This window comes from Pseudomonas sp. Gutcm_11s (assembly GCF_028649395.1).
Taxonomy (GTDB): domain Bacteria; phylum Pseudomonadota; class Gammaproteobacteria; order Pseudomonadales; family Pseudomonadaceae; genus Aquipseudomonas.
Genome location: NZ_JAQSUW010000012.1, coordinates 1 through 20867, shown reverse-complemented (window position 1 = coordinate 20867; position 20867 = coordinate 1). Strand labels below are relative to the sequence as shown.

Annotated in this window: 15 protein-coding genes; 12 read left to right on the top strand and 3 right to left on the bottom strand. The window is 67.1% G+C overall.

Annotated elements, in window-relative coordinates:
- Window positions 1-64: 64 nt before the first annotated feature.
- Both msrA and PTT45_RS09050 read left to right on the top strand, forming a co-directional pair.
- A complete protein-coding gene (gene msrA / locus PTT45_RS09055) occupies window positions 65-712 on the top strand; it encodes a peptide-methionine (S)-S-oxide reductase MsrA (protein WP_273812830.1) in 648 nt (215 codons plus the stop codon).
- A gap of 63 nt (window positions 713-775) precedes the next feature.
- A complete protein-coding gene (locus PTT45_RS09050) occupies window positions 776-973 on the top strand; it encodes a YjfB family protein (RefSeq protein ID WP_273812829.1) in 198 nt (65 codons plus the stop codon).
- Between the two features lie 15 nt (window positions 974-988).
- Here the strand turns inward: PTT45_RS09050 and PTT45_RS09045 are convergent, their stop codons facing one another.
- Window positions 989-2644, bottom strand: coding sequence for a phytoene desaturase family protein (locus PTT45_RS09045; RefSeq protein ID WP_273812827.1), 1656 nt, complete (start codon window positions 2642-2644; stop codon window positions 989-991).
- 135 nt (window positions 2645-2779) lie between these two features.
- Here PTT45_RS09045 and PTT45_RS09040 point away from each other — a divergent pair, with 135 nt between their 5' ends.
- The gene (locus PTT45_RS09040; RefSeq protein WP_273812826.1) at window positions 2780-3331 is read left to right on the top strand and encodes a PadR family transcriptional regulator; all 552 of its coding nucleotides are present in this window, start codon (window positions 2780-2782) and stop codon (window positions 3329-3331) included.
- A gap of 31 nt (window positions 3332-3362) precedes the next feature.
- Here PTT45_RS09040 and PTT45_RS09035 read toward each other — a convergent pair whose 3' ends face one another.
- Window positions 3363-4937 (bottom strand): malate:quinone oxidoreductase, encoded by a 1575-nt coding sequence (locus PTT45_RS09035; RefSeq protein WP_273812825.1) that lies wholly within the window; start codon window positions 4935-4937, stop codon window positions 3363-3365.
- A gap of 372 nt (window positions 4938-5309) precedes the next feature.
- Between PTT45_RS09035 and PTT45_RS09030 the strand changes: the two genes are divergently transcribed.
- The 4 genes from PTT45_RS09030 (at window position 5310) to PTT45_RS09015 (ending at window position 10433) form a co-directional block, all read left to right on the top strand.
- The gene (locus PTT45_RS09030) at window positions 5310-6566 is read left to right on the top strand and encodes an HD-GYP domain-containing protein (RefSeq protein ID WP_273812824.1); all 1257 of its coding nucleotides are present in this window, start codon (window positions 5310-5312) and stop codon (window positions 6564-6566) included.
- A 135-nt stretch (window positions 6567-6701) separates the two neighbouring features.
- Window positions 6702-7694 (top strand): TRAP transporter substrate-binding protein, encoded by a 993-nt coding sequence (locus PTT45_RS09025; protein ID WP_273812823.1) that lies wholly within the window; start codon window positions 6702-6704, stop codon window positions 7692-7694.
- A 186-nt stretch (window positions 7695-7880) separates the two neighbouring features.
- On the top strand, window positions 7881-8918 hold the full coding sequence (locus PTT45_RS09020; RefSeq protein WP_273812822.1) for a methyl-accepting chemotaxis protein: 1038 nt from the start codon (window positions 7881-7883) through the stop codon (window positions 8916-8918).
- Between the two features lie 147 nt (window positions 8919-9065).
- Entirely contained in the window at window positions 9066-10433 is a 1368-nt protein-coding gene (locus PTT45_RS09015) for a CSLREA domain-containing protein (RefSeq protein WP_273812821.1), read from the top strand.
- Between the two features lie 7 nt (window positions 10434-10440).
- Here PTT45_RS09015 and PTT45_RS09010 read toward each other — a convergent pair whose 3' ends face one another.
- Complete coding sequence (locus tag PTT45_RS09010) at window positions 10441-11277, bottom strand: 23S rRNA (adenine(2030)-N(6))-methyltransferase RlmJ (RefSeq protein WP_273812819.1); 837 nt, start codon at window positions 11275-11277, stop codon at window positions 10441-10443.
- A gap of 147 nt (window positions 11278-11424) precedes the next feature.
- On the opposite strand from PTT45_RS09010, the gene PTT45_RS09005 reads away from it, so the two are divergent.
- The 5 genes from PTT45_RS09005 to PTT45_RS08985 all read left to right on the top strand — a co-directional run.
- Window positions 11425-13227 carry an acyl-CoA dehydrogenase gene (locus tag PTT45_RS09005; RefSeq protein WP_273812818.1) on the top strand — a complete coding sequence of 601 codons (1803 nt, stop codon included), beginning with the start codon at window positions 11425-11427 and terminating at the stop codon, window positions 13225-13227.
- A 175-nt stretch (window positions 13228-13402) separates the two neighbouring features.
- Complete coding sequence (locus PTT45_RS09000) at window positions 13403-15145, top strand: potassium/proton antiporter (protein ID WP_273812817.1); 1743 nt, start codon at window positions 13403-13405, stop codon at window positions 15143-15145.
- A 126-nt stretch (window positions 15146-15271) separates the two neighbouring features.
- Window positions 15272-18586, top strand: coding sequence for a mechanosensitive channel MscK (gene mscK, locus PTT45_RS08995; RefSeq protein WP_273812816.1), 3315 nt, complete (start codon window positions 15272-15274; stop codon window positions 18584-18586).
- Window positions 18587-18655: 69 nt separating this feature from the next.
- Entirely contained in the window at window positions 18656-20116 is a 1461-nt protein-coding gene (gene selO / locus PTT45_RS08990; protein ID WP_273812815.1) for a protein adenylyltransferase SelO, read from the top strand.
- Window positions 20117-20391: 275 nt separating this feature from the next.
- Window positions 20392-20867: Hcp family type VI secretion system effector (locus PTT45_RS08985; RefSeq protein WP_273812261.1), on the top strand; the 476-nt coding region annotated here is incomplete at its 3' end.

Genomic DNA, 20867 nt, shown 5'->3' with positions numbered 1-20867 from the left:
GGCTTCAACCGCCCGCCGCGCGGAGTAAGCTATCCCCATTCCGCCACCGCACAGGAACAGCATCATGGTTCTGCGTTCGCAAATCCTCGCCCACAAGCTCGAACTGCCCAGCGCCGAGCAGGCCCTGCCGGGCCGCGCCGAGCCCCTGGCGGTCCCCGCAGCCCACTACGTCAACGGCAACGCGCTGCAGGCGCCCTTCCCCGCTGGCCTGCAGCAGGCGGTGTTCGCCCTCGGCTGCTTCTGGGGCGCCGAGCGGCGCTTCTGGCAGCAACCGGGAGTGTGGAGCACCGCGGTCGGCTATGCCGGCGGCCACACGCCGAACCCGACCTACGAGGAAGTCTGCTCCGGCCTGACCGGCCATACCGAGGTGGTGCTGGTGGTGTTCGATCCGCAGCAGACCTCCTACGAGGCGCTGCTCAAGGTGTTCTGGGAGGCGCACAACCCGACCCAGGGCATGCGCCAGGGCAACGACATCGGCACCCAGTACCGCTCGGCCATCTACTGCTTCGACGCCACCCAGCGCGCCGCCGCCGAGGCCAGCCAGGCGCAGTTCCAGGCCGAGCTGGAGAAGGCCGGCCTGGGCGCCATCACCACCGAAGTCGACGATGCGCCGCCGTTCTACTACGCCGAGGCCTACCACCAGCAGTACCTGGCCAAGAACCCCGGCGGCTACTGCGGCCTGGGCGGCACCGGTGTGTGCCTGCCGGGCTGAGGGGAACCTCTGCCACCCGCATGGGGTCGACCCGATAGGTCGCCCCTTTTCGGAGAAAACCGCATGGAACTGAGCAATATCGCCAGCGCCGTCTCCAGCGCCAACGCCACCCAGGCCGCGGCACAGGCCTCGCTGCTGATCCTGAGCAAGACCCTGGACCTGCAGGCCGAGAGCGCCATCGGCCTGATCCAGGCGATCCCGCAGGTCACCCCGCCGAGCAATCCGCCCAACCTGGGCAACTCCATCGACGTGATGGCCTAGCGCCCCGACTGCCGACTAGGCCTGCTGGCTGGCGGCTGGCTCGGCGCCGGCATCCACCGCACTGGCCTTCCAGTCCTTGAGCAGCTTGCCCACCTTGTAGCCGCGCCAGCCCAGCATGCGCGTGGCGGTCAGCACGCCGGCCATCAGCGCGCCTCCGACGCCAGCGGTGACGGTGTCGGCGCCGGTCAGGTAGAGGCCCTTGATCGGCGTCTGGCTGTGGATCCAGTGCTGTTCGAAGCGCTGAACGCGGTGGTCGATACCGTAGATCTCGCCTTCCTCGTTCCACTGGAACCACTGGGTCGATAGCGGCGTGGCCAGCTCGCAGAAGTCCAGGGCACCGCGCAGCTGCGGCTGGTGACGGTAGAGGACCTCCAGCAGGTGCTCGGTGAGCTGCGCCTTGAACGCCTCGTACTCGGGGCCGCGCTTGCCCCAGGTGCTGCCCTTCCACTGGGCGAACCACTGCGGCAGCGTCGGCGCGACGATCTCCACCGTCGCCTTGTGCGGGTAGTGGGCGTCCCAGGCCGGGTCCTTGGCCGAGGGGAAGCTGATGTAGATCAGCGGCATCGCCGGGTTCTGCCCGCTCTCGAAACTGCTCACGTTGTGGTCGTGATCATGGGTCGGGTAGACCCAGTAATTGGTCTTCGGCAGGCCCAGCTCGGCGGCGCTGCCCTTGAAGCCGGCATACAGGCACAGGCTGGCGGCCGACAGTTTTACCTTGCTCAGCGGCTCCAGCAGGTCGAAGGCGCTGGCCACCTGCGGCTCGATCAGGCGGGTGTAGGTCGGCACCAGGCCGGCGCAGCTGACGATCTGCGGCGCGCGAATCTCGAAGCCATCCTTGTGCAGGCGCACACCCACGGCGCGGCCGTTCTCAACCAGGATCTGCTCCACCCCGACATAGGTGAAGACATGGCCACCGGCGGCCTCGATCAGCGGAATGATGTGCTCGGAAATCTTGGTGGCGCCGCCCACCGGGTAGTTGCCGCCGGTGATGTAGTGCTTGGCCACCATGGCATGCATGAGGAAGGCCGACTCCGCTGGCGGCAGGCCGTAGTCGCCCCACTGGGCGGTGAGCACGCCGATCAGCTCCTCGTTGGACGTCAGGCCCTCCAGCACTTCACGGGTGGTCTTGAAGCAGTAGTCCGGCAGCCACAGGCGGCGCAGCCTGGCATAGAGCATGCCCAGCCCTCGCGGCAGGGCCTGGCCGGCGAAGAAGCGCGGCACCCGTGCGCTGACGTCGCTGAGCAGCTCGACGTAGCGGTCGATGGCCTCCTCCTCACCGGGGAAGTGGCGTTTGATCTCAGCCTTGAACTCCTCGCGCCCGGCGACGTAGTCGTAGGTCTTGTCACCGAGGACGATGCGGTCGTAGTGCGAATCCATCGGCGCCCACTCGATCCTGCCGTCGCTGATCACGTCGAACACCCGGCGGATCACCGACCAGGGTTTGTGCACCTCGCCGATGTAGTGCACGCCCACGTCCCACTCGTAGCCCTCGCGCTCGTAGCTGTGGGTGTAGCCGCCGGCGGTGTAGTGCTGCTCGAGCACGCACACGCGCTTGCCCAGCTTGGCCAGCAGCGCGGCGGCGGTGAGCCCGCCGATGCCCGAGCCGATGATGATGACGTCGTAGTCCTGGGCGGCCAGGCGCGGGCGGAAGCGGGTACCGGTGCGTTTCATGGGAGGGCTCCTGCGTCGTTGTTGTTATGCAAGATGGTTGATATGCAAGTTTTTGCATACTAGCAACGAATTCCAACCATGCAACTTTTTGCATAATTCGTATACTTCGGCGCATCTCCCCGCCACGAGTCCGCCATGTCGCTCAAGCACGCCATCCTCATCCTTCTGGAAAGCGAGCCGGGCAGCGGCTACGACCTGCTCAAGCGTTTCAAGGAGGGCCTGGGCTACTTCTGGAATGCCAAGCACCAGCAGGTCTACCAGGAGCTGAAGAAGCTCAACCAGGCCGGTTGGCTGGAGAGCGAGGCACAGGCGCAGGAGACCCGGCCGGACAAGAAGATCCACCGCCTCACGCCGGCCGGGCACGCCGAGTTGCTGCGCTGGCTGGGCGAGCCGGTGCAGCCGAACAAGATCAACGATGCGTTGCTGGTGAAGCTGTTCGGCGGCGCCCACAGCACGCCGGGCAGCCTGCACGAGGAAGTGCGCCGGCACGTGGCCGTGCACCGCAAGACCCTGGACAGCCTGCTGAGCATCGAACGCGACTACCAGGCCCTGCCCGTCGAGCAGCGCCAGGCCCTGCGCCTGCCCTACCTGACCCTGCGCCGCGGCATTCTCGGCGAACAGTCCTGGCTGGCCTGGGCGGCGGAGGTGGAGGCGGAGCTGGCCGTCATGGCCAGCTCGCCGAGCTGATGGAGGCCGCCGGCTGGCGGCCTCGCGAGAGTTACAACGCGGTGTCGGCCTCGACCGGCACGTGCACCAGCTGCAGGCGCTCGCTGCTGTAGGAGCGGATGCGGTTGGTCAGCTCCAGATCGTCATTCAGCTTCTGCCCGTAGGACGGGATGATCTCTTTCAGGCGTGCCTGCCACTCGGGCGAGGCGACCTTGTCCTTGAAGGTCTTTTCCAGCACCGAGAGCATGATCGGCGCGGCGGTCGAGGCTCCTGGCGAGGCACCCAGCAGCGCGGCGATGCTGCCGTCGGCGGCGCTCACCACCTCGGTGCCGAACTGCAGCACACCGCCGTGCTCGGCGTCCTTCTTGATCACCTGCACGCGCTGGCCGGCGGTGATCAGCTGCCAGTCTTCGTCGCGGGCATCCGGGAAGTACTCGCGCAGGGCATGCATGCGGTCTTCCTCGCTGAGCATCAGCTGACCCATCAGGTACTGGGTCAGGTCCATGTTGTCCCAGCCGGCGTGGGTCATCGGGCCGATGTTGTCGCTGCTGATGGCGGCGAACATGTCCCACAGCGAACCGTTCTTGAGGAACTTGCTGGAGAAGGTGGCGAACGGTCCGAACAGCAGGACCTTCTGGCCGTCGATCACGCGGGTGTCGAGGTGCGGCACCGACATGGGCGGCGAGCCGACCGAGGCCTTGCCGTACAACTTGGCCTGGTGCTGGGCGACGATCTCCGGGTTCTTGGTCATCAGGAACTGGCCGCCCACCGGGAAGCCGGCGTAGCCATCGGCCTCGGGAATGCCGGACTTCTGCAGCAGCGGCAGCGCGGCGCCGCCGGCACCAATGAAGACGAACTTGGCGTTGACGCTAGTTTCCTTCTCGCCGTTGGCGAGGTCGGCCACCACCACGTTCCAGGTGCCGTCGTCGTTGCGGGTGATGTCGCGCACTTCATGGCTCAGGTGCAGCGACACGCCTTCGCGCTGGGTCAGCGAGCCGACCAGCTGCTTGGTGATCTCGCCGAAGTTGACGTCGGTGCCGATCGGCATGCGGGTGGCGGCGATCTTCTGCGCCGGGTCGCGGTCGCCCATCACCAGCGGTACCCACTGGGCGATCTGCGCCGGGTCCTCGGAGTACTCCATGCCACGGAACAGGTTGCTGTGCTGCAGGGCGGCATGGCGCTTCTTCAGGTAGGCGACGTTGTCGTCACCCCAGACGAAGCTCATGTGCGGCACGTTGTTGATGAAGGTCTTCGGCTCCTTCAGCACGCCCTGGTCGATCTGGTAGGCCCAGAACTGCTTGGAGATCTCGAAGTTCTCGTTGATGCCCACGGCCTTGCTGATGTCGATGCCGCCGTCGGCGGTTTCCGGCGTGTAGTTCAGCTCGCAGAAGGCCGAGTGTCCGGTGCCGGCGTTGTTCCAGGCGTTGGAGCTCTCGTCGGCGACCTTGTCCATGCGCTCGTAGATGTCGATGCTCCAGCCCGGCTCGAGCTCGTTGAGGTAGGTGCCGAGCGTGGCACTCATGATGCCGCCGCCGATCAGCAGCACATCGACGGTTTTCTCTGGCGCCGGCGGCTGCGAGCAGCCCACTGCGACCAGGCAGCTAAGGATCAATAGAAGCTTTTTCATGGTGAACGACCATTTCCAGTTGTGCGGTTGGCAAGGCGAATCGACGGTTCCCTGTGCCGTGCCGCACTTTCTGAGGCGCGGTCGGCGGCGGTGGCGGGAGTCGTGGCGAAGGGCCGTCCAGTCGGTTGACCGCCGGACTGGCCCGAAGTTGACGGCTTTTGCCGATGACTGAGACAAAAGGTCGCGCTGCCTTTAGCAAGACCGATGCCGGCTCCACACCCCTTCTATTTCGCGGCCTGCAGCGGATCGCGGCGGCGCAGATGGCCGAATCCCGCCAGCGCAGCGGCGACAACCCGCCAATCGGGGCACCCCTGCCACCGGCTGCCGCCAGGGGGTAGACTGCAGGCAAAGAGCCACCAGCACCCGAACGGCATGCCCGCGACCACCCTCCTCATCTCTCCCGAACAGCTCTGTGTGGGTCTCTATGTCCATCTGGACCTGAGCTGGTGGGAGCACAACTTCGCCTTCAGCAGTTTCAAGATCAAGGACGACAACCAGCTGCAGGCACTGCTCGAGCTGGGCCTGGCGCAGCTGCGCTACGAGCCCGCACGCAGCGACTGCGAGCCGCTGGCCGTGGCCACCGAGCCGACCCAGGCGCCGGCCGAGCAGCCTGCCAGGCCCGACCCCGAGGAACAGGCACGCCAGTCCCGCGCGGCCAAGCTCAGCGCACTGCGCAAGCGCCTGGCCGAGGTCGACCGCACCTTCGTGCAGGCCAGCCAGCGGGTCAAGGCGCTCAATCTGACCCTGCGCAACCAGCCGGAAGAAGCCTTGAAGGCGGCCGGCGAAGTGGTCCGCGAGTTGGTCGACGCACTGCTCGGCGAGGACGGCGCGGCGCTGCACAGCATCAACGGCAAGGCCGCCGACGACGCCTACGTACACCCGCTCAACGTCACCGTGCTGGCGCTGATGCTCGGCCGCCAGCTCGGCTACGACAGCGAGGCCTGCCACAGCATCGGCCTGGGCGCGTTGCTGCACGATGTCGGCAAGCTGGAGGTGCCGAGCAAGGTGCTGCTCAAGGCCGAGCCGCTGACCCGCCCGGAGCAGCAGTTGCTGCAGATGCACGTGGACTTCGGCGTGCGCCGTGGCCACGAGCTGATGCTCGACGACGAGGTGCTGCGGGTCATCCAGGAGCACCACGAGTACTGCGACGGCAGCGGTTACCCCAAGGGCCTGCGCGAGGCAGCGATCGGTCGCCTGAGCCGGGTGGTGAGCATCGCCAACAGCTTCGACAACCTGTGCAACCCGCTCAACCCGCGTGACGCGCTGAGCCCGCACGAGGCCCTGGCGCTGATGTTCAAGCAGCAGCGCGAACGCTTCGACGACGTGGCCCTGAAGGCCTTCATCCGCTGCATGGGCATTTACCCGCCGGGCAGCCTGGTGCAGCTGGAGGACGAGCGCTACGCCCTGGTGCTGGCCATGCACCCGAGCCTGCCGCTGAAGCCGACGCTGATCCTCTACGAGCCGAGCATCCCCAAGACCGAGGCGCTGATCCTCGACCTGGAACAGGAGCCCACGCTCGCCATCGCCCGCAGCCTGCGCCCGGCGCAGCTGCCGCCAGAGGCCATGGAATACCTCAATCCGCGCCAGCAACTGAGCTACTACGTCGACCCGCGCCAGCCACGGCGCTGATATTTCAGTGGTCTGCGCCACACCTCGCCGATGGTCGCAGTGCGACTGTCACCCAGCTGCGCTATGGTCGCCCCCTCACCGCGGCCGCAGGGCTGCGAGATGGATATTCGCAGTCATCGACCGAGGTTCTCCCTGATGAAATCCCTACTCAGCGGCCTGATGCTGGCCCTGCTGGCCGGTAATGCCGTTGCCGCCACCGACGGCCCCATCCTGATCAAGTTCTCCCACGTCGTGGCCGACGACACGCCCAAGGGCCAGGGCGCCCTGCTGTTCAAGAAGCTGGTCGAGGAGCGCCTGGGCGAGCAGGTGCGGGTCGAGGTCCACGCCAACTCCAGCCTGTATGGCGACGGCGACGAGCTGCAGGCCCTGCTGAACAACGAGGTGCAGCTGCTGGCACCGTCGCTGTCGAAATTCAGCCAGTACACGCCGAAGCTGCAGGTGTTCGACCTGCCCTTCCTGTTCGACGACCTCGACGCGGTCAACCGCTTCCAGAAGCGCGCCAAGGGCCGCCAGCTGCTCAGCTCCATGGAGAAGAGCGACATCACCGGCCTGGCCTATTGGCACAACGGCATGAAGCAGCTCTCCGCCACCCAGCCGCTGCACACGCCCGCCGCGGCCGCCGGCATGGCCTTCCGCATCCAGTCCTCGCCGGTGCTCGAGAGCCAGTTCCAGACCCTCGGCGCCAAGCCGGTCAAGCTGCCGTTCGCCGACACCCTGCAGGCGCTGCGCAGCGGCACTGTGCAAGGCACCGAGAACAGCTGGTCGAACATCTACAGCCAGCAGTACGCCCCGGTGCAGCCGTACATGGTGGAGAGCAACCACGGCGTGCTCGACTACATGCTGGTGACCAACAGCACCTTCTGGTACTCGCTGTCGCACAGCGTGCGCATCGAGCTGGACGCGATCATCGACGAGGTCACCTACACCGTGAACCGCGCCGCCGAGGCGCAGAATCGCGAGGCCCGCGAGCGCCTGGCCAGCAGCGGCCAGGTCACCCTGATCAGCCTCTCCGACCAGGAGCGCGAGGCCTGGCGCCAGGCCATGCAGCCGGTATGGAAGCAGTTCGAGGGCGAGATCGGTACCGACATCGTGCACGCCGCCGAGCAGGTCAACCGCCGCCGCAACTGATCCCGCCCCTCCGCCGTGCCCGGTCACCGAGCGGTGACCCGGCCTGCCGGCGCGACCGGCGACACCACTGCAGCCGGCACCCGCACTGCCCCCATCAACACGGAAAATGAGCCTCCACCCGGCCGGGAAACACGCCTAAACTCTGCGAACTCCGCCCGTTCGCCCAGAGCAGTAGACACGGCCAGCATGCACACCCCGCGCTTTTCCGACCTCCATGACATCCCGCCCAAGGCTTTCAGCCCCGCCGCTCTGGCGCTGCAGATAGTGCCCTGGCTGCTGGTCGGCCTCGGCGCCTGGGGCGGCCTGCCGCTGTGGATCTGCCTGTTCTGCGGGGTATGTCTGAGCCTCGGCATGCTGCCGGCCCTGGCCACCGCCACCCACTGGCGCGCACTGATGCAACCCCGCCAGGTGGAACCGCAGACGCCCGACTGGCTGCTGCCACTGGCCGACGAGCTGACGGAGCAGTGCCGGCAGCACCAGGCCCGGCTGGCCGATCTGCAGCAGGAGCTGGAAGCCGCAGCCAGCGAACGCCAGCAGCACTGGCAAATCCTCGACGAACAACTGCAGCGACACGGCCAGGAAGCCCAGGCCACCCTGCAGGACCTGCCGCTGCAGCAGAGCGAGGGCGCGACGACCAGCGCCGCGGCGCTGGCCAGCCTGCACGAACAACAGCACCAGGCCCGCGACCGGGCTGGCGCTTTGGTCGAACGCATGCGCGGCATCGCCCAGCAGGCTGAAACCATCCTGCGCGCCACCGACGACATGGACGCCATCGCCAAGCAGACCAACCTGCTGGCGCTGAATGCCGCCATCGAGGCCGCCCGTGCCGGCGAGAGCGGCCGTGGCTTCGCCGTGGTGGCGGACGAGGTGCGTGCCCTGTCCAGCCGCTCCACCGACTTCTCCCTGGCCATCCGCGGCACGGTCGCCGAGATGCTCGAGGCGCTGCGCCAGGCCGACACCCAGGCCAATCAGCTGGCCGCCGCCGATGACCAGAGCGCCGCCGAAACGCTGCCCGCAATCGCCGCACAGCTGGCGCAACTGCAGGCAGACCAGCGCCAGGCACAGGGCATCGCCGAGCGACTGGCCGGGCTGCTGCAGGCCACGGCCGGCTCGCCCTCCCCGCTGCCGATCGCGCCCGATACTGCGCTCGCCGGGCTACGCCAGCAGGAGCAGGCGCTGACCGAACTGGCCGCGCGCCTGCGCGACCGCGCCACCTCGCCCTAGCACCGCGCCAGCCGGCACATGGCCGGCAACCACCCTCGCCCCGATCGACGGACATGGCCCCGCGCACTGCGCGGGGAACCGGGATTCGCCCTGCGCGGTCAATCCGCTGAACCCAGCAGTCCCCGTTCATCCCACCCGAGGTCTGCCATGCCCGCTCCCCGCCCAGCACCACCCCTGTATCGCTCGTTCGGCCTGCTGGCCTGCCTGGCCCTGCCGGCCGAAGCCCAGACCCTGAGCGTCACCACCCTGGCCGATGAATTCGACGGTGCCTGCACTGCGCAGCACTGCTCGCTCCGCGAGGCCATCAGCGCCGCCAACGCCAGCCCCGACCAGCCGAGCCTGATCCTGCTCGGCGCCGGCACCTATCAACTGAGCCTGGCCAACGGCCTGGACGCGCAAGGATGGCCGCGCGAGGAGAACGCCAACCTCACCGGCGACTTTGATCTGCTCGGCCAGGTCACCATTCTCGGCGTCGGCCCGGAGCAAACATTGATCGACAGCAAACGGCTCGACCGCTTGTTCGACGTCCAGCCAGACGCCAGCCTCAGCCTGCGAGGCCTGACCCTGACGGGCGGACTCTCGGTTTACGACGGCGGCGGCATCCGCAACCACGGCACCCTGCAGGCGCTGGACGTGACCCTGCGCGACAACCGCGCCTACGCCTATGTCACCAACGTGCAGAGCCGAGGAGGTGCCCTGGCCAACTTCGCCACGGCGCAGCTGCACCGCGTGCGCCTGGAGAACAACCTGGTAGATGGCGGCGACATGACCATGGGCCAGGGCGGCGCGCTGTACAACGAAGGCACCCTGCAAGTGCGCGACAGCCGCATCGAGCGCAACCTCTGCATCGACTACCACGAGGTGGGCATGGGCTGCGGCCTGCTCAACCGCGGCGTGGCGGACCTGGCGCGTGTCGCCCTGATCGGCAACCGCGCCGGCCCTGACGGCATGGGCGGGGCCATCCTCAACCTGGGCAGCCTGACCCTGGCCAACGCCACCCTCAGTGACAACTATGGCGGTGGCAAGGGCGCCGCGCTGGACAACGGCGACCGCTACAACCCGCAGCCCACCGGCACGCCCAACGCCACGCTGGTCCACGTGACCATCGCCGAGAACGACGGCTACGGATTGATCAACAAGGACGGCACGGTCAGCCTGCGCAACGTGATCATCGCCGGCAACCGTGAGCGCGAGACCGGCGAGCCACGCAACTGCCTGCAGCAGGACAGCGCCGTAGCGATGAATGTGCGTGGTTTGCTACTGGGCAGCGATGCCGGCAACTGTACCGGCAGCATCAGCGTCGACAACGATCAGGTGCTGGTGCGCGAACTGTTCCCCTTGGCGGAGAACAACGGCACCCTGGCGCACGCTCTGCGCCGCACCAGCGCCGCCCTGGACAGCGCCGAGGGCGCCTGCGCCAGTCATGACCAGCGCCGCCTGACCCGCCCACGTGACGGTGACGGCGATGGCATCGCCCGCTGCGATCTGGGCGCCTTCGAGCGCGCCGGGCCGTAAAGGTCGATCAGTCGGCGATCAGCCAGTCCAGGCGGAAACTGCCCTGGCTCTGCGCCAGCTTCTCGGCCAGCCACGGCAGCAGTTGCTTCAGCTCGTCTTCCAGGCCCCAGGGCGCGTTGGCGATGGCCAGGCCGGAGCCGGCCAGGCGGTTGGCATCGTCCGGCGAGTGGACGAACAGCTCGACGCGCAGCAGCTTGGGCGCGCTGGATTTCTCCAGGCCCTGGTAGAAACGCTTGAGCTGGCGCTCGTCCTTGATCGGGTACCAGATGGCGACCACGGTCTGGCGCATGCGACCTATGGCCTCGTCGAGTGCAGTGACGCAACGCTCCAACTCATCGGCCTTCTCGAACGGCGGGTCGATCAGCAGCAGCGCGCGCTTCTCCGCCACCGGCAGCAGGGCGCGCGGCACATGCCAGCCCTCGCCCAGGTGCACGGCCACGCGGCGGTCGCCCTTCATGTTGTCCTTGAGCAGCTGGCCGTCTTCCGGGTGCTTCTCGTTGAGCAACACGCGGTCCTGGTCGCGGGTCAGCTGGCAGGCCAGCTCCGGCGAGCCGGGGTAGTAGCGCAGCTGGCCATCCGGATTGAGCGTTTGCAGCACGCCGAAGTAGTCGGCGGTCGCCTCGGGCAGGTCCGGGGCATTCCACAGCCGACCGATGCCTTCCAGCCACTCGCCGGTGCGCGTCGCCTGGTCGCCCTGCAGGTCATAGAGGCCGACGCCGGCATGGCTGTCGAGGTAGGCGAACGGCGCCTCCTTGCGGGACAGCAGGGCGATGATGCGGCTGACGACGAGGTGCTTGAGCACGTCGGCGTGGTTGCCGGCGTGGAAGGCGTGGCGGTAGTTCATGAGTGCTTTACCTGGAGCGGGGCGCGAATTGTAGCCCGAAGGGATGACGACGGCAGGTTCTAGGCCAATATCAGGCAAGTGAATCTTGCTAGGCGGCCTCTATTCATGAATCTAGACTTGGAAAAGATCCCACCGGAGACACGTTTCATGTCCGAGTCCCTGCTCAGTTCCCGCAACCTGGCCTTCGAACTCTACGAAGTGCTGGACGCCGAAGCCCTGACCCAGCGCGAGCGCTTCGCCGACCACAACCGCGAAACCTTCGACGCGGCCATCGCCACCGCGCGCGGCATCGCCGAGGAACTGTTCGCCCCGCACAACCGCAAGAACGACGAACACGAACCGCAGTACGTGGACGGCGCCGCCGTGCTGATCCCCGAGGTGGCTCCAGCGCTCAAGGCCTTCCACGACGCAGGCTTCCTCAACGCCACCCGTGACTTCGAGGCCGGCGGCATGCAGCTGCCCAACCTGCTGTCGCAGGCCTGCTTCGCCCACTTCCAGTCGGCCAACTGCGCCACCAGCTCCTACTCGATGCTGACCATGGGCGTGGCCAACCTGATCGAGGCCTTCGGCAGCGACGAGCAGAAGGCGCGCTACCTGCAGCCGATCATCGACGGTCGCTTCTTCGGCACCATGGGCCTGACCGAGCCGCACGCCGGCTCCTCGCTGTCGGATATCCGCACCAAGGCCGAGCCGCATGCCGACGGCAGCTACCGCCTGAAGGGCAACAAGATCTTCATCTCCGGCGGCGACCAGCCGATCTCCGAGAACATCGTGCACATGGTGCTGGCCAAGCTGCCGGACGCGCCGCCCGGCGTGAAGGGCATCAGCCTGTTCATCGTGCCCAAGTTCCACGTCAACGACGACGGCTCGCTAGGTGCGCGCAACGACGTGACCCTGGCCGGTCTATTCCACAAGATGGGCTGGCGCGGCACCACTTCCACTGCGCTGAACTTCGGCGACAACGGCGAGTGCGTCGGCTATCTGGTGGGCAAGCCGCACGCCGGCCTGAGCTACATGTTCCAGATGATGAACGAGGCGCGCATCGGCGTCGGCATGGGCGCGATCATGCTCGGCTACGCCGGCTACCTGTACTCGCTGGAATACGCCCGCGAGCGTCCGCAGGGCCGCCAGCCGGACGGCAAGGACCCGACCAGCCCGCAGGTGGCGATCATCGAGCACGCCGACGTACGGCGCATGCTGCTGACCCAGAAGGCCTACGTCGAAGGCTCCTTCGACCTCGGCCTGTACGCCGCCCGCCTGTTCGACGACACCCACACCCTGGCCACGCCGGAAGAGCGCGCCCAGGCTCTGGAACTGCTCGACCTGCTGACCCCGATCGTCAAATCCTGGCCCTCCGAGTTCTGCCTCAAGGCCAACGAACTGGCCATCCAGGTGCTCGGCGGCCATGGCTACACCCGTGAATACCCGGTGGAGCAGTACTACCGCGACAACCGCCTCAACCCGATCCACGAAGGCACCCACGGCATCCAGTCGCTCGACCTGCTCGGCCGCAAGGTATCGATGAACGGCGGCGCCGCGCTCAAGCGCCTGATGGGCCTGATCCAGGACACCTGCCAGCGTGCCAGCCAGTACGAATCGCTGAATCGCCTGCGCGAACCGCTGGAACAACTGGTCAACCGCCTGGGCAGCGTGACCCTGGCCCTGCTCGGCGACCTGCTCGCCGGCAAGGTCAACCAGGGCCTGGCCAACTCGGCGCTGTACCTAAAGGTGTTCGGCCACGCGGTGATCGGCTGGCGCTGGCTGGAGCAGGCGATCCGCGCCGAGGAAGGCCTGGCGCGTGGCAATGCCGCCGACGTCGAGTTCTACCAGGGCAAGCTGCAGGCCGCGCGCTACTTCCTGACCTGGGAAGTGCCGGGCTGCCACCACGAGCTGGCCATCCTCGAGGCGCGCGACGACACCTGCCTGGCAATGCGCGGCGACTGGTTCTAAGTCGCTGATTTGGTTGCGAAGAACGCCCCGCCCTGTGCGGGGCGTTTCCTTTTGACAGGGCAGCAAAGCGTCAGGTTATTATCCGGAATGATCTCTGCTTAGGGTCTGTCGACCGCGTCCGCGTGTGGACCGGACCTGGAGCGTCGCCCCTCGCCTCTTCGCCCGGAGTACGCCCTTGGACGCCAGTACCATCAACAGCCTGTTCCTGATCGGCGCACTGCTGGTGGGCGCGAGCATCCTGGTGAGTTCGGTGTCCTCGCGCCTGGGCATCCCGATCCTGGTGATCATCCTCGCCGTGGGCATGGTTGCCGGCGTCGACGGCCCCGGCGGCATCGGCTTCAGCAACTACCCGCTGGCCTACCTGGTGGGCAACCTGGCGCTGGCCATCATCCTCCTCGACGGCGGCCTGCGTACGCGGGTCTCCAGCTTCCGTGTGGCACTGTGGCCGGCGCTGTCGCTGGCCACGGTCGGCGTGCTGATCACCACCGGCCTGACCGGCATGGCCGCCGCCTGGCTGTTCGACCTGAACATGATGCAGGGCCTGCTGATCGGCGCCATCGTGGGCTCCACCGACGCCGCCGCGGTGTTCTCCCTGCTCGGCGGCAAGGGCCTCAACGAGCGGGTCACGGCGACTCTGGAAATCGAGTCGGGCAGCAACGACCCGATGGCGGTGTTCCTCACCGTGACCCTGATCGACATGCTCGCCAAGGGCCAGAGCGACTTCAGCATCGCCTTCATCGGCCAGTTGATCAGCGAATTCGGCATCGGCGCCGCACTCGGCCTCGGCGGCGGCTGGGTGCTGCTGCAGCTGATCAACCGGGTCAGCCTGCCCAACGGCCTGTACCCGCTGCTGGTGGTGAGCGGCGGCCTGCTGGTGTTCGCCCTGACCAACTTCATGCACGGCAGCGGCATCCTCGCCGCCTACCTGTGCGGCCTGGTGCTGGGCAACCGGCCGATCCGCTCGCGCCACAGCATCCTGCACATGCTCGACGGCATGGCCTGGCTGGCGCAGATCGGCATGTTCCTGGTGCTCGGCCTGCTGGTGACGCCGCATGACCTGCTGCCGATCGCCATCCCGGCGCTGGGCCTGGCGCTGTGGATGATCCTGTTCGCCCGCCCGCTGTCGGTGCTGATCGGCCTGTATCCGTTCAAGGCCTTCCACGACCGCGAGAAGGTCTTCATCGCCTGGGTCGGCCTACGCGGCGCGGTGCCGATCATTCTCGCCGTGTTCCCAATGATGGCCGGCCTGGAGCACTCGCAGCTGTACTTCAACCTGGCCTTCTTCATCGTCCTGGTCTCGCTGCTGGTGCAGGGTGCCAGCCTGCCGCTGGCGGCCAGGCTGCTGCGCGTCACCGTACCGCCGGAGCCGGCGCCGATCTCGCGTGCCGGCCTGGAGATCCACCCGACCAGCGAGTGGGAGCTGTTCATCTACCGACTGGGCGCGGAGAAGTGGTGCATCGGCGCGCCGCTGCGCGAGCTGAAGATGCCGGAAGGCACCCGCGTGGCCGCGCTGTTCCGCGGCACCGAGCTGCTGCACCCGTCCGGCAGTACCACCCTGGACGCCGGCGACATCCTCTGCGTGGTCGGCCACGAGCATGATCTGTCGGCCCTCGGCAAACTGTTCAGCCAGGCGCCGCAGCGCAGCGCCGACCTGCGCTTCTTCGGCGACTTCGTGCTGGAGGGCGACGCCCAGCTCAGCGCGATCGCCGCCCTGTACGGCCTCAAGCTCGGCGATGAGGACGGCAACCAGCCGCTGGGCCGCTTCATCTCCCACGAGATCGGTGGCCAGCCGATTCTCGGCGACCAGGTGGAGTGGAACGGCCTGACCTGGACCGTGGCCCTGATGGAAGGGAACAAGGTGCGCAAGGTCGGCGTCCGATTCCCCGAAGGCCAGGCCAAGCCCGGGCTCTTCCTTTAAGACCTGTGGGTGGCGCGGGAGAACCTGCGCCACCAACAAGCGTCAAACATGCCCTGCGCCTCGGCGCCATCGCGGCGCCTGGCATATCATTAGCCGCATTTCTCGCTACGAGCCCAGCACTCGACCATGTCTTTCCTGCGCCCCGTCTTCGCCAGCCTGCTCCTCGGCCTCTGCCTGACCTCAGCCCCAGTCATCGCCGCCGAGCCGCCTGCGGCCAAATCCGTGCAGGCGCAACTCGACACGCTCGGCGACCGCAAGCTGCCGGAGGCCGACAACAACGCTCTGAAGGCACGCCTGGAAGGCACCCTCACCTTCCTCGCCAACCGCCAGGAGAGCCAGCAGAAGCTGGAGGCGCTGAAGATCCAGCTGCGTGACGCGCCGCGCCTGACCAGCGAAGCCCAGCGCGAATTCAACCGCCTGAAGAACACGCCCCAGGTGGACATCGGCAAACGCTATGGCAAATCCACCATCGCCCAGCTGGAACAAATGCTCGATGAGCGCAGCAACCAGCTGGCGGGCTGGCAACAGGAACTGGCCGAGGCCAGCAGCCTGCTGATCACCGCACAGACCCGCCCCGAGCGCGCGCAGGCGGAGATCAGCAGCAACCAGACCCGCAGCATGCAGATCAACAACCTGCTCAAGGTCGGCAAGGAAGCGGGCAAGGCCATTTCCAGCGAGTACCGCGACCAGCTCAATGCCGAACTGGCCGCGCTCGAGGCGCAGACCGAGCTGCGCCGCCAGGAGCTGGCCGGCAACAACCTGCTGCAGGACCTCGGCGCAGCGCGCCACGAGCTGCTGCTGGAGCGTATACGCAGACTGGACCAGGAGAGCCTGGACCTGCAGACGCTGATCAGCGACAAGCGCCGCGAGAGCTCCGAGCAGACGGTCGCCGAGCTGTCCCGCGAGGCCGAGAAGGCCACTCCGGACAGCCTGCTGGCCGAGCAGAGCGCCACCAACCTGAAGATTTCCGACTACCTGCTGCGCGCCACCGAGCGCCTCAACCAGTTGACCCGGATGAACCTGGAGGCCAAGCAGCAGCTGGATAGCGTGCAGCAAGCCACCCAGGCCCTGGACGAGCAGGTCAGCGTGCTCAAGGGCAGCCTGCTGCTGGCCAAGATCCTCTACCAGCAGAAACAGGCCCTGCCGCGCCCGCAACTGGACCGCCACCTGGCGGACGAGATCGCCGACATCCGCCTGTACCAGTTCGAACTGAACCAGGAGCGCGACAAGCTGGGCGACCTCGACGCCTACGTCGACGGCCTGCTGGCCAACCAGCCGAGCGAGCAGGTCACGCCCGAGCTGCGCAAGACCCTGCTGGATCTGGCGACCACTCGCAACGATCTGCTGCAACACATGAATCGTGAGCTGAACACCCTGCTCAACGAATCCATCACCCTGCAGCTGAACCAAAAGCAGCTGCAGGAAATGATCGGCACCCTGCGCGCCACGCTGGACGAGCAGATGTTCTGGATTCCCAGCAACAAGCCGCTCGACCTGGCCTGGCTGCTACAGATGCCGCACCTGCTGGAGCGCCAGCTGAAGACCATGCCCTGGGGCTCCGGCGTGCGCGAGCTGGGCGCCGGCCTGGTCGACCGACCGTGGCTGTTCATTCCCCTGCTGCTGGTGATCGGCGCGCTGCTGTGGCGCCGCAGCTGGCTGTACGAGAAGCTCGGCAAGCTGCACGAGGACATCGGCCACTACAAGCGCGACAGCCAGATGCACACGCCGAAGGCGATCTTCCTCAACGTGCTGCTGGCCCTGCCGGTGGCCCTGTTCCTCACCCTGTGCGGCGTGGCCCTGCTGGTCGACGCCCGCGGGCAGAACGCCACCCTCGGTAGCGCCCTGCTGGAGATGGCCCAGGCCTGGCTGGTGTTCTACACCCTGTACCGCATCCTCTCCCCCGGCGGCGTGGCCGAGCTGCACTTCCGCTGGCCGCGTCCGCAGGTGGCGCTGCTGAGCAAGCAGGTACGCCGCCTGGGCCTGGTGGTGATGGCGCTGGTGGCGGTGGTGACCGTCGCCGAGCATCAGCCGCAGGCCCTGGCCGACGACGTGATCGGCATCCTCATCGTGCTTACCGGCTATACGCTGATGACCCTGATCCTCGGCAAGCTGCTGCTGGCCGAGCCGATGCGCGAGCAGACCTCGCCGTTCCGCCTGCTGGTCGGTATCGGCGTGTCCCTGCTGCCACTGGCCTTCATCGTCGCCGTCGGCTTCGGCTACTACTACACCTCGCTCAAGCTCACCGACCGCCTGATCAACACCCTCTACCTGCTGATCCTCGCCCTGCTGATCGAAGCCGCCTTCGTCCGCGGCCTGGCCGTGGCCGCGCGCCGCCTGGCCTACGCCCGGGTATTGGCCAAGCGCCAGGCGCAGACCAAGGAGAACGAGGATGGCGACGAGGTGGTGGTCGAAGAGCCGGTGATGGACATCGACCAGATCAACCAGCAGTCCCTGCGCCTGATCCGCCTGGCCCTGCTCGGCGGCTTCCTCGCCTGCATGTACCTGGTCTGGGCCGACCTGATCAGCGTGTTCGCCTACCTCGACCAGATCAACCTGTACCAGTACGCCGCCGGCACCGGCGCCACCGCCACGCAGATCCCCATCAGTCTGCTCGACGTGCTCGGCGCGTTGATCATCGCCGGCATTACCATCGCCCTGGCGCGCAACCTGCCGGGCCTGCTGGAAGTGCTGGTGCTATCCAAGCTGCGCCTGGCTCAGGGCAGCGCGTACGCCACCACTACCCTGCTGTCCTACGCCATCGCCGGCATCGGCTTCGTCACCGCGCTGTCCACCCTCGGGGTCAGCTGGGACAAGCTGCAGTGGCTGGTCGCCGCGCTCTCCGTGGGTATCGGCTTCGGCATGCAGGCGATCTTCGCCAACTTCATCTCCGGCCTGATCCTGCTGTTCGAGCGGCCGATCCGCATCGGCGACCTGGTGACCATCGGCACCGTCACCGGCACGGTCAACCGCATCCGCATCCGCGCCACGCACATCACCGACAGCGACCGCAAGGAAGTGATCGTGCCGAACCAGATCCTCCTCACCAGCCAGCTGATCAACTGGACCCTGACCGATACCGTGACCCGTATCGTGCTGGTCTACACGGTCAACCGCGGCGCGGACCTGGAAATGGTGCGCAAGCTGCTGCTGCAGGCGGCCCAGGAGAACAGTCGCGTACTGCGCGACCCAGCGCCCAACGTGCAGCTGAAGACCTACGGCGCCTCCACGCTGGAGCATGAACTCAAGGTGTACGTGCGTGAGCTCGGCGACCGTGGCCTGGCCACCGACGAGCTGAACCGGCGCATCGACCAGCTGTTCCAGGAGCACGACATCAATCTCGCCTCGACACCGAAGATGGACGTGGTCTTCAGCCGCAAGCCCGCCGCCCACCCGGTGCCGACGGAAGCCGAAGCCGGCGCGCCGGAACAGCCGGCGAGCTGACCAGCAAACGCCGGGACCACCCATCCCGGCGATTTCCCCAGGGCGCTGCGCCCATGCCAAGCTGAACCCATGAAGACTCTCGACGCGCTGCAGTTCGACAATCGCTTCGCCCGCCTGGGCGATGCTTTCTCCACCTCCGTGCTGCCCGAGCCGCTGGACGAACCGCGTCTGGTGGTGGCCAGCCCGGCGGCCATGGCCCTGCTCGACCTGGACCCGGCCGAGGCCGACTCTGCGGTGTTCGCCGAGCTGTTTTCCGGACACAAGCTGTGGAGCGACGCCGAGCCGCGCGCCATGGTCTATTCCGGGCACCAGTTCGGCGTCTACAACCCGCGCCTGGGCGATGGCCGCGGCCTGTTGCTGGGCGAGGTGGTCAACGCCGCCGGCGAGCACTGGGACCTGCACCTCAAGGGCGCCGGCCAGACGCCCTACTCGCGCATGGGCGACGGTCGCGCCGTGCTGCGCAGCTCGATCCGCGAATTCCTCGCCAGCGAGTACATGCATGCGCTCGGCATCCCCACGTCGCGCGCCCTGTGCGTGACCGGCTCGAGCACGCCGGTGTGGCGCGAACGCCAGGAGAGCGGCGCCATGCTGCTGCGCCTGGCGCCCAGCCATGTGCGCTTCGGCCACTTCGAGTACTTCTACTACACCAACCAGCACGAGCGCCTGAAGGAGCTGGGCGAGCACGTGCTGGCCAGCCATTTCCCTGAGTGCCTGGCGACAGAGAATCCCTGGGCGGCGATGTTCCGCGAGATCGTCGAGCGCAATGCCGAGCTGATCGCCAGGTGGCAGGCCTATGGCTTCTGCCACGGGGTGATGAACAGCGACAACATGTCGATCCTCGGCATCACCTTCGACTACGGCCCCTACGCCTTCCTCGACGGCTTCGACGCCAACCACATCTGCAACCACTCGGACGACGCGGGCCGCTACAGCTTCAGCAACCAGGTACCCATCGCCCACTGGAACCTCGCTGCCCTGGCCCAGGCCCTGACGCCATTCATCGAGGTGGAGCAGCTGCGCGAGACCCTCGGCCTGTTCCTGCCGCTGCTCCAGGTCCACTACCAGGACCTGATGCGCCGCCGCCTCGGCCTCTCCACGACCGAAGACGGCGATGCCGAACTGATCGAGCGCCTGCTGCAACTGATGCAGACCAGCGCGGTGGACTACCACCTGTTCTTCCGCCGCCTCGGCGAACGGGCCCCGGCCGAGGCCCTGGCCCAGCTGCGCGACGACTTCGTCGACCTCGCCGGCTTCGACCAGTGGGGCGAGCAGTACCTGTCCCGCACCGAACGCGAAGGCGACGAGCAGGACGCCCGGCGCACGCGCATGCACGCGGTCAACCCGCTCTATGTGCTGCGCAACTACCTGGCGCAGAACGCCATCAGCGCCGCCGAGCAAGGCGACTACGGCCCGGTGCGCGAACTGCACGCGGTGCTGGCAAATCCCTTCGAGGAGCAGCCCGGCATGCAGCGCTATACCGAACGCCCACCGGAGTGGGGTAAGCACCTGGAAATCAGCTGCTCGTCATGAACCGCACGGGTGCGCAACTCCTTGCGCACCCGTCCCTCCATGCCACGCTCCACGCCACTACCACCGCACTCCACGCGCCCTGCGCAAGCCCCTGCACAGCCCTGCGCCAGTTGTTGCACAACCTTTGGTGATGTAACGCACAGGCGCCCTGCACGGGCCATCCCGAGCTCGCTGCAGCCCCTGTAATTGCTGGCCTCAGGCTGCCTGGCACGCCCCTTGTACTCCTCCGGGCTCCCGGACCAATACGGTCCTCGTCCCAATGCAAGGAGCGCAACATGCCAACACCCGCCTACATGACCCTCGAAGGCACCAAGCAGGGCCTGATCACCGCCGGCACCTTCACCGAGGACTCGGTCGGCAACATCTTCCAGGAAGGCCACGAGGACCAGGTGCTGGTACAGGCCTTCAACCACCAGGTGATCATTCCGCGTGACCCGCAGTCCGGCCAGCCGACCGGCCAGCGCGTGCACAAGCCGCTGATGATCACCAAGGTGTTCGACAAGGCTTCGCCGCTGATCTTCAACTCGCTGACCTCCGGCGAGCGCCTGAACAAGTGCCGTCTGGAGTGGTATCGCACCTCCTCCACCGGCACCCAGGAGCACTACTTCACCATCGAACTGGAAGATGCGGTGATCGTCGACGTGCAGTCGCGCATGCCCAACTGCCAGGACCCGAACATGGCCCACTTCACCCACCTGGAAGACGTCTACTTCACCTACCGCAAGATCATCTGGACCCACGAAGTGTCCGG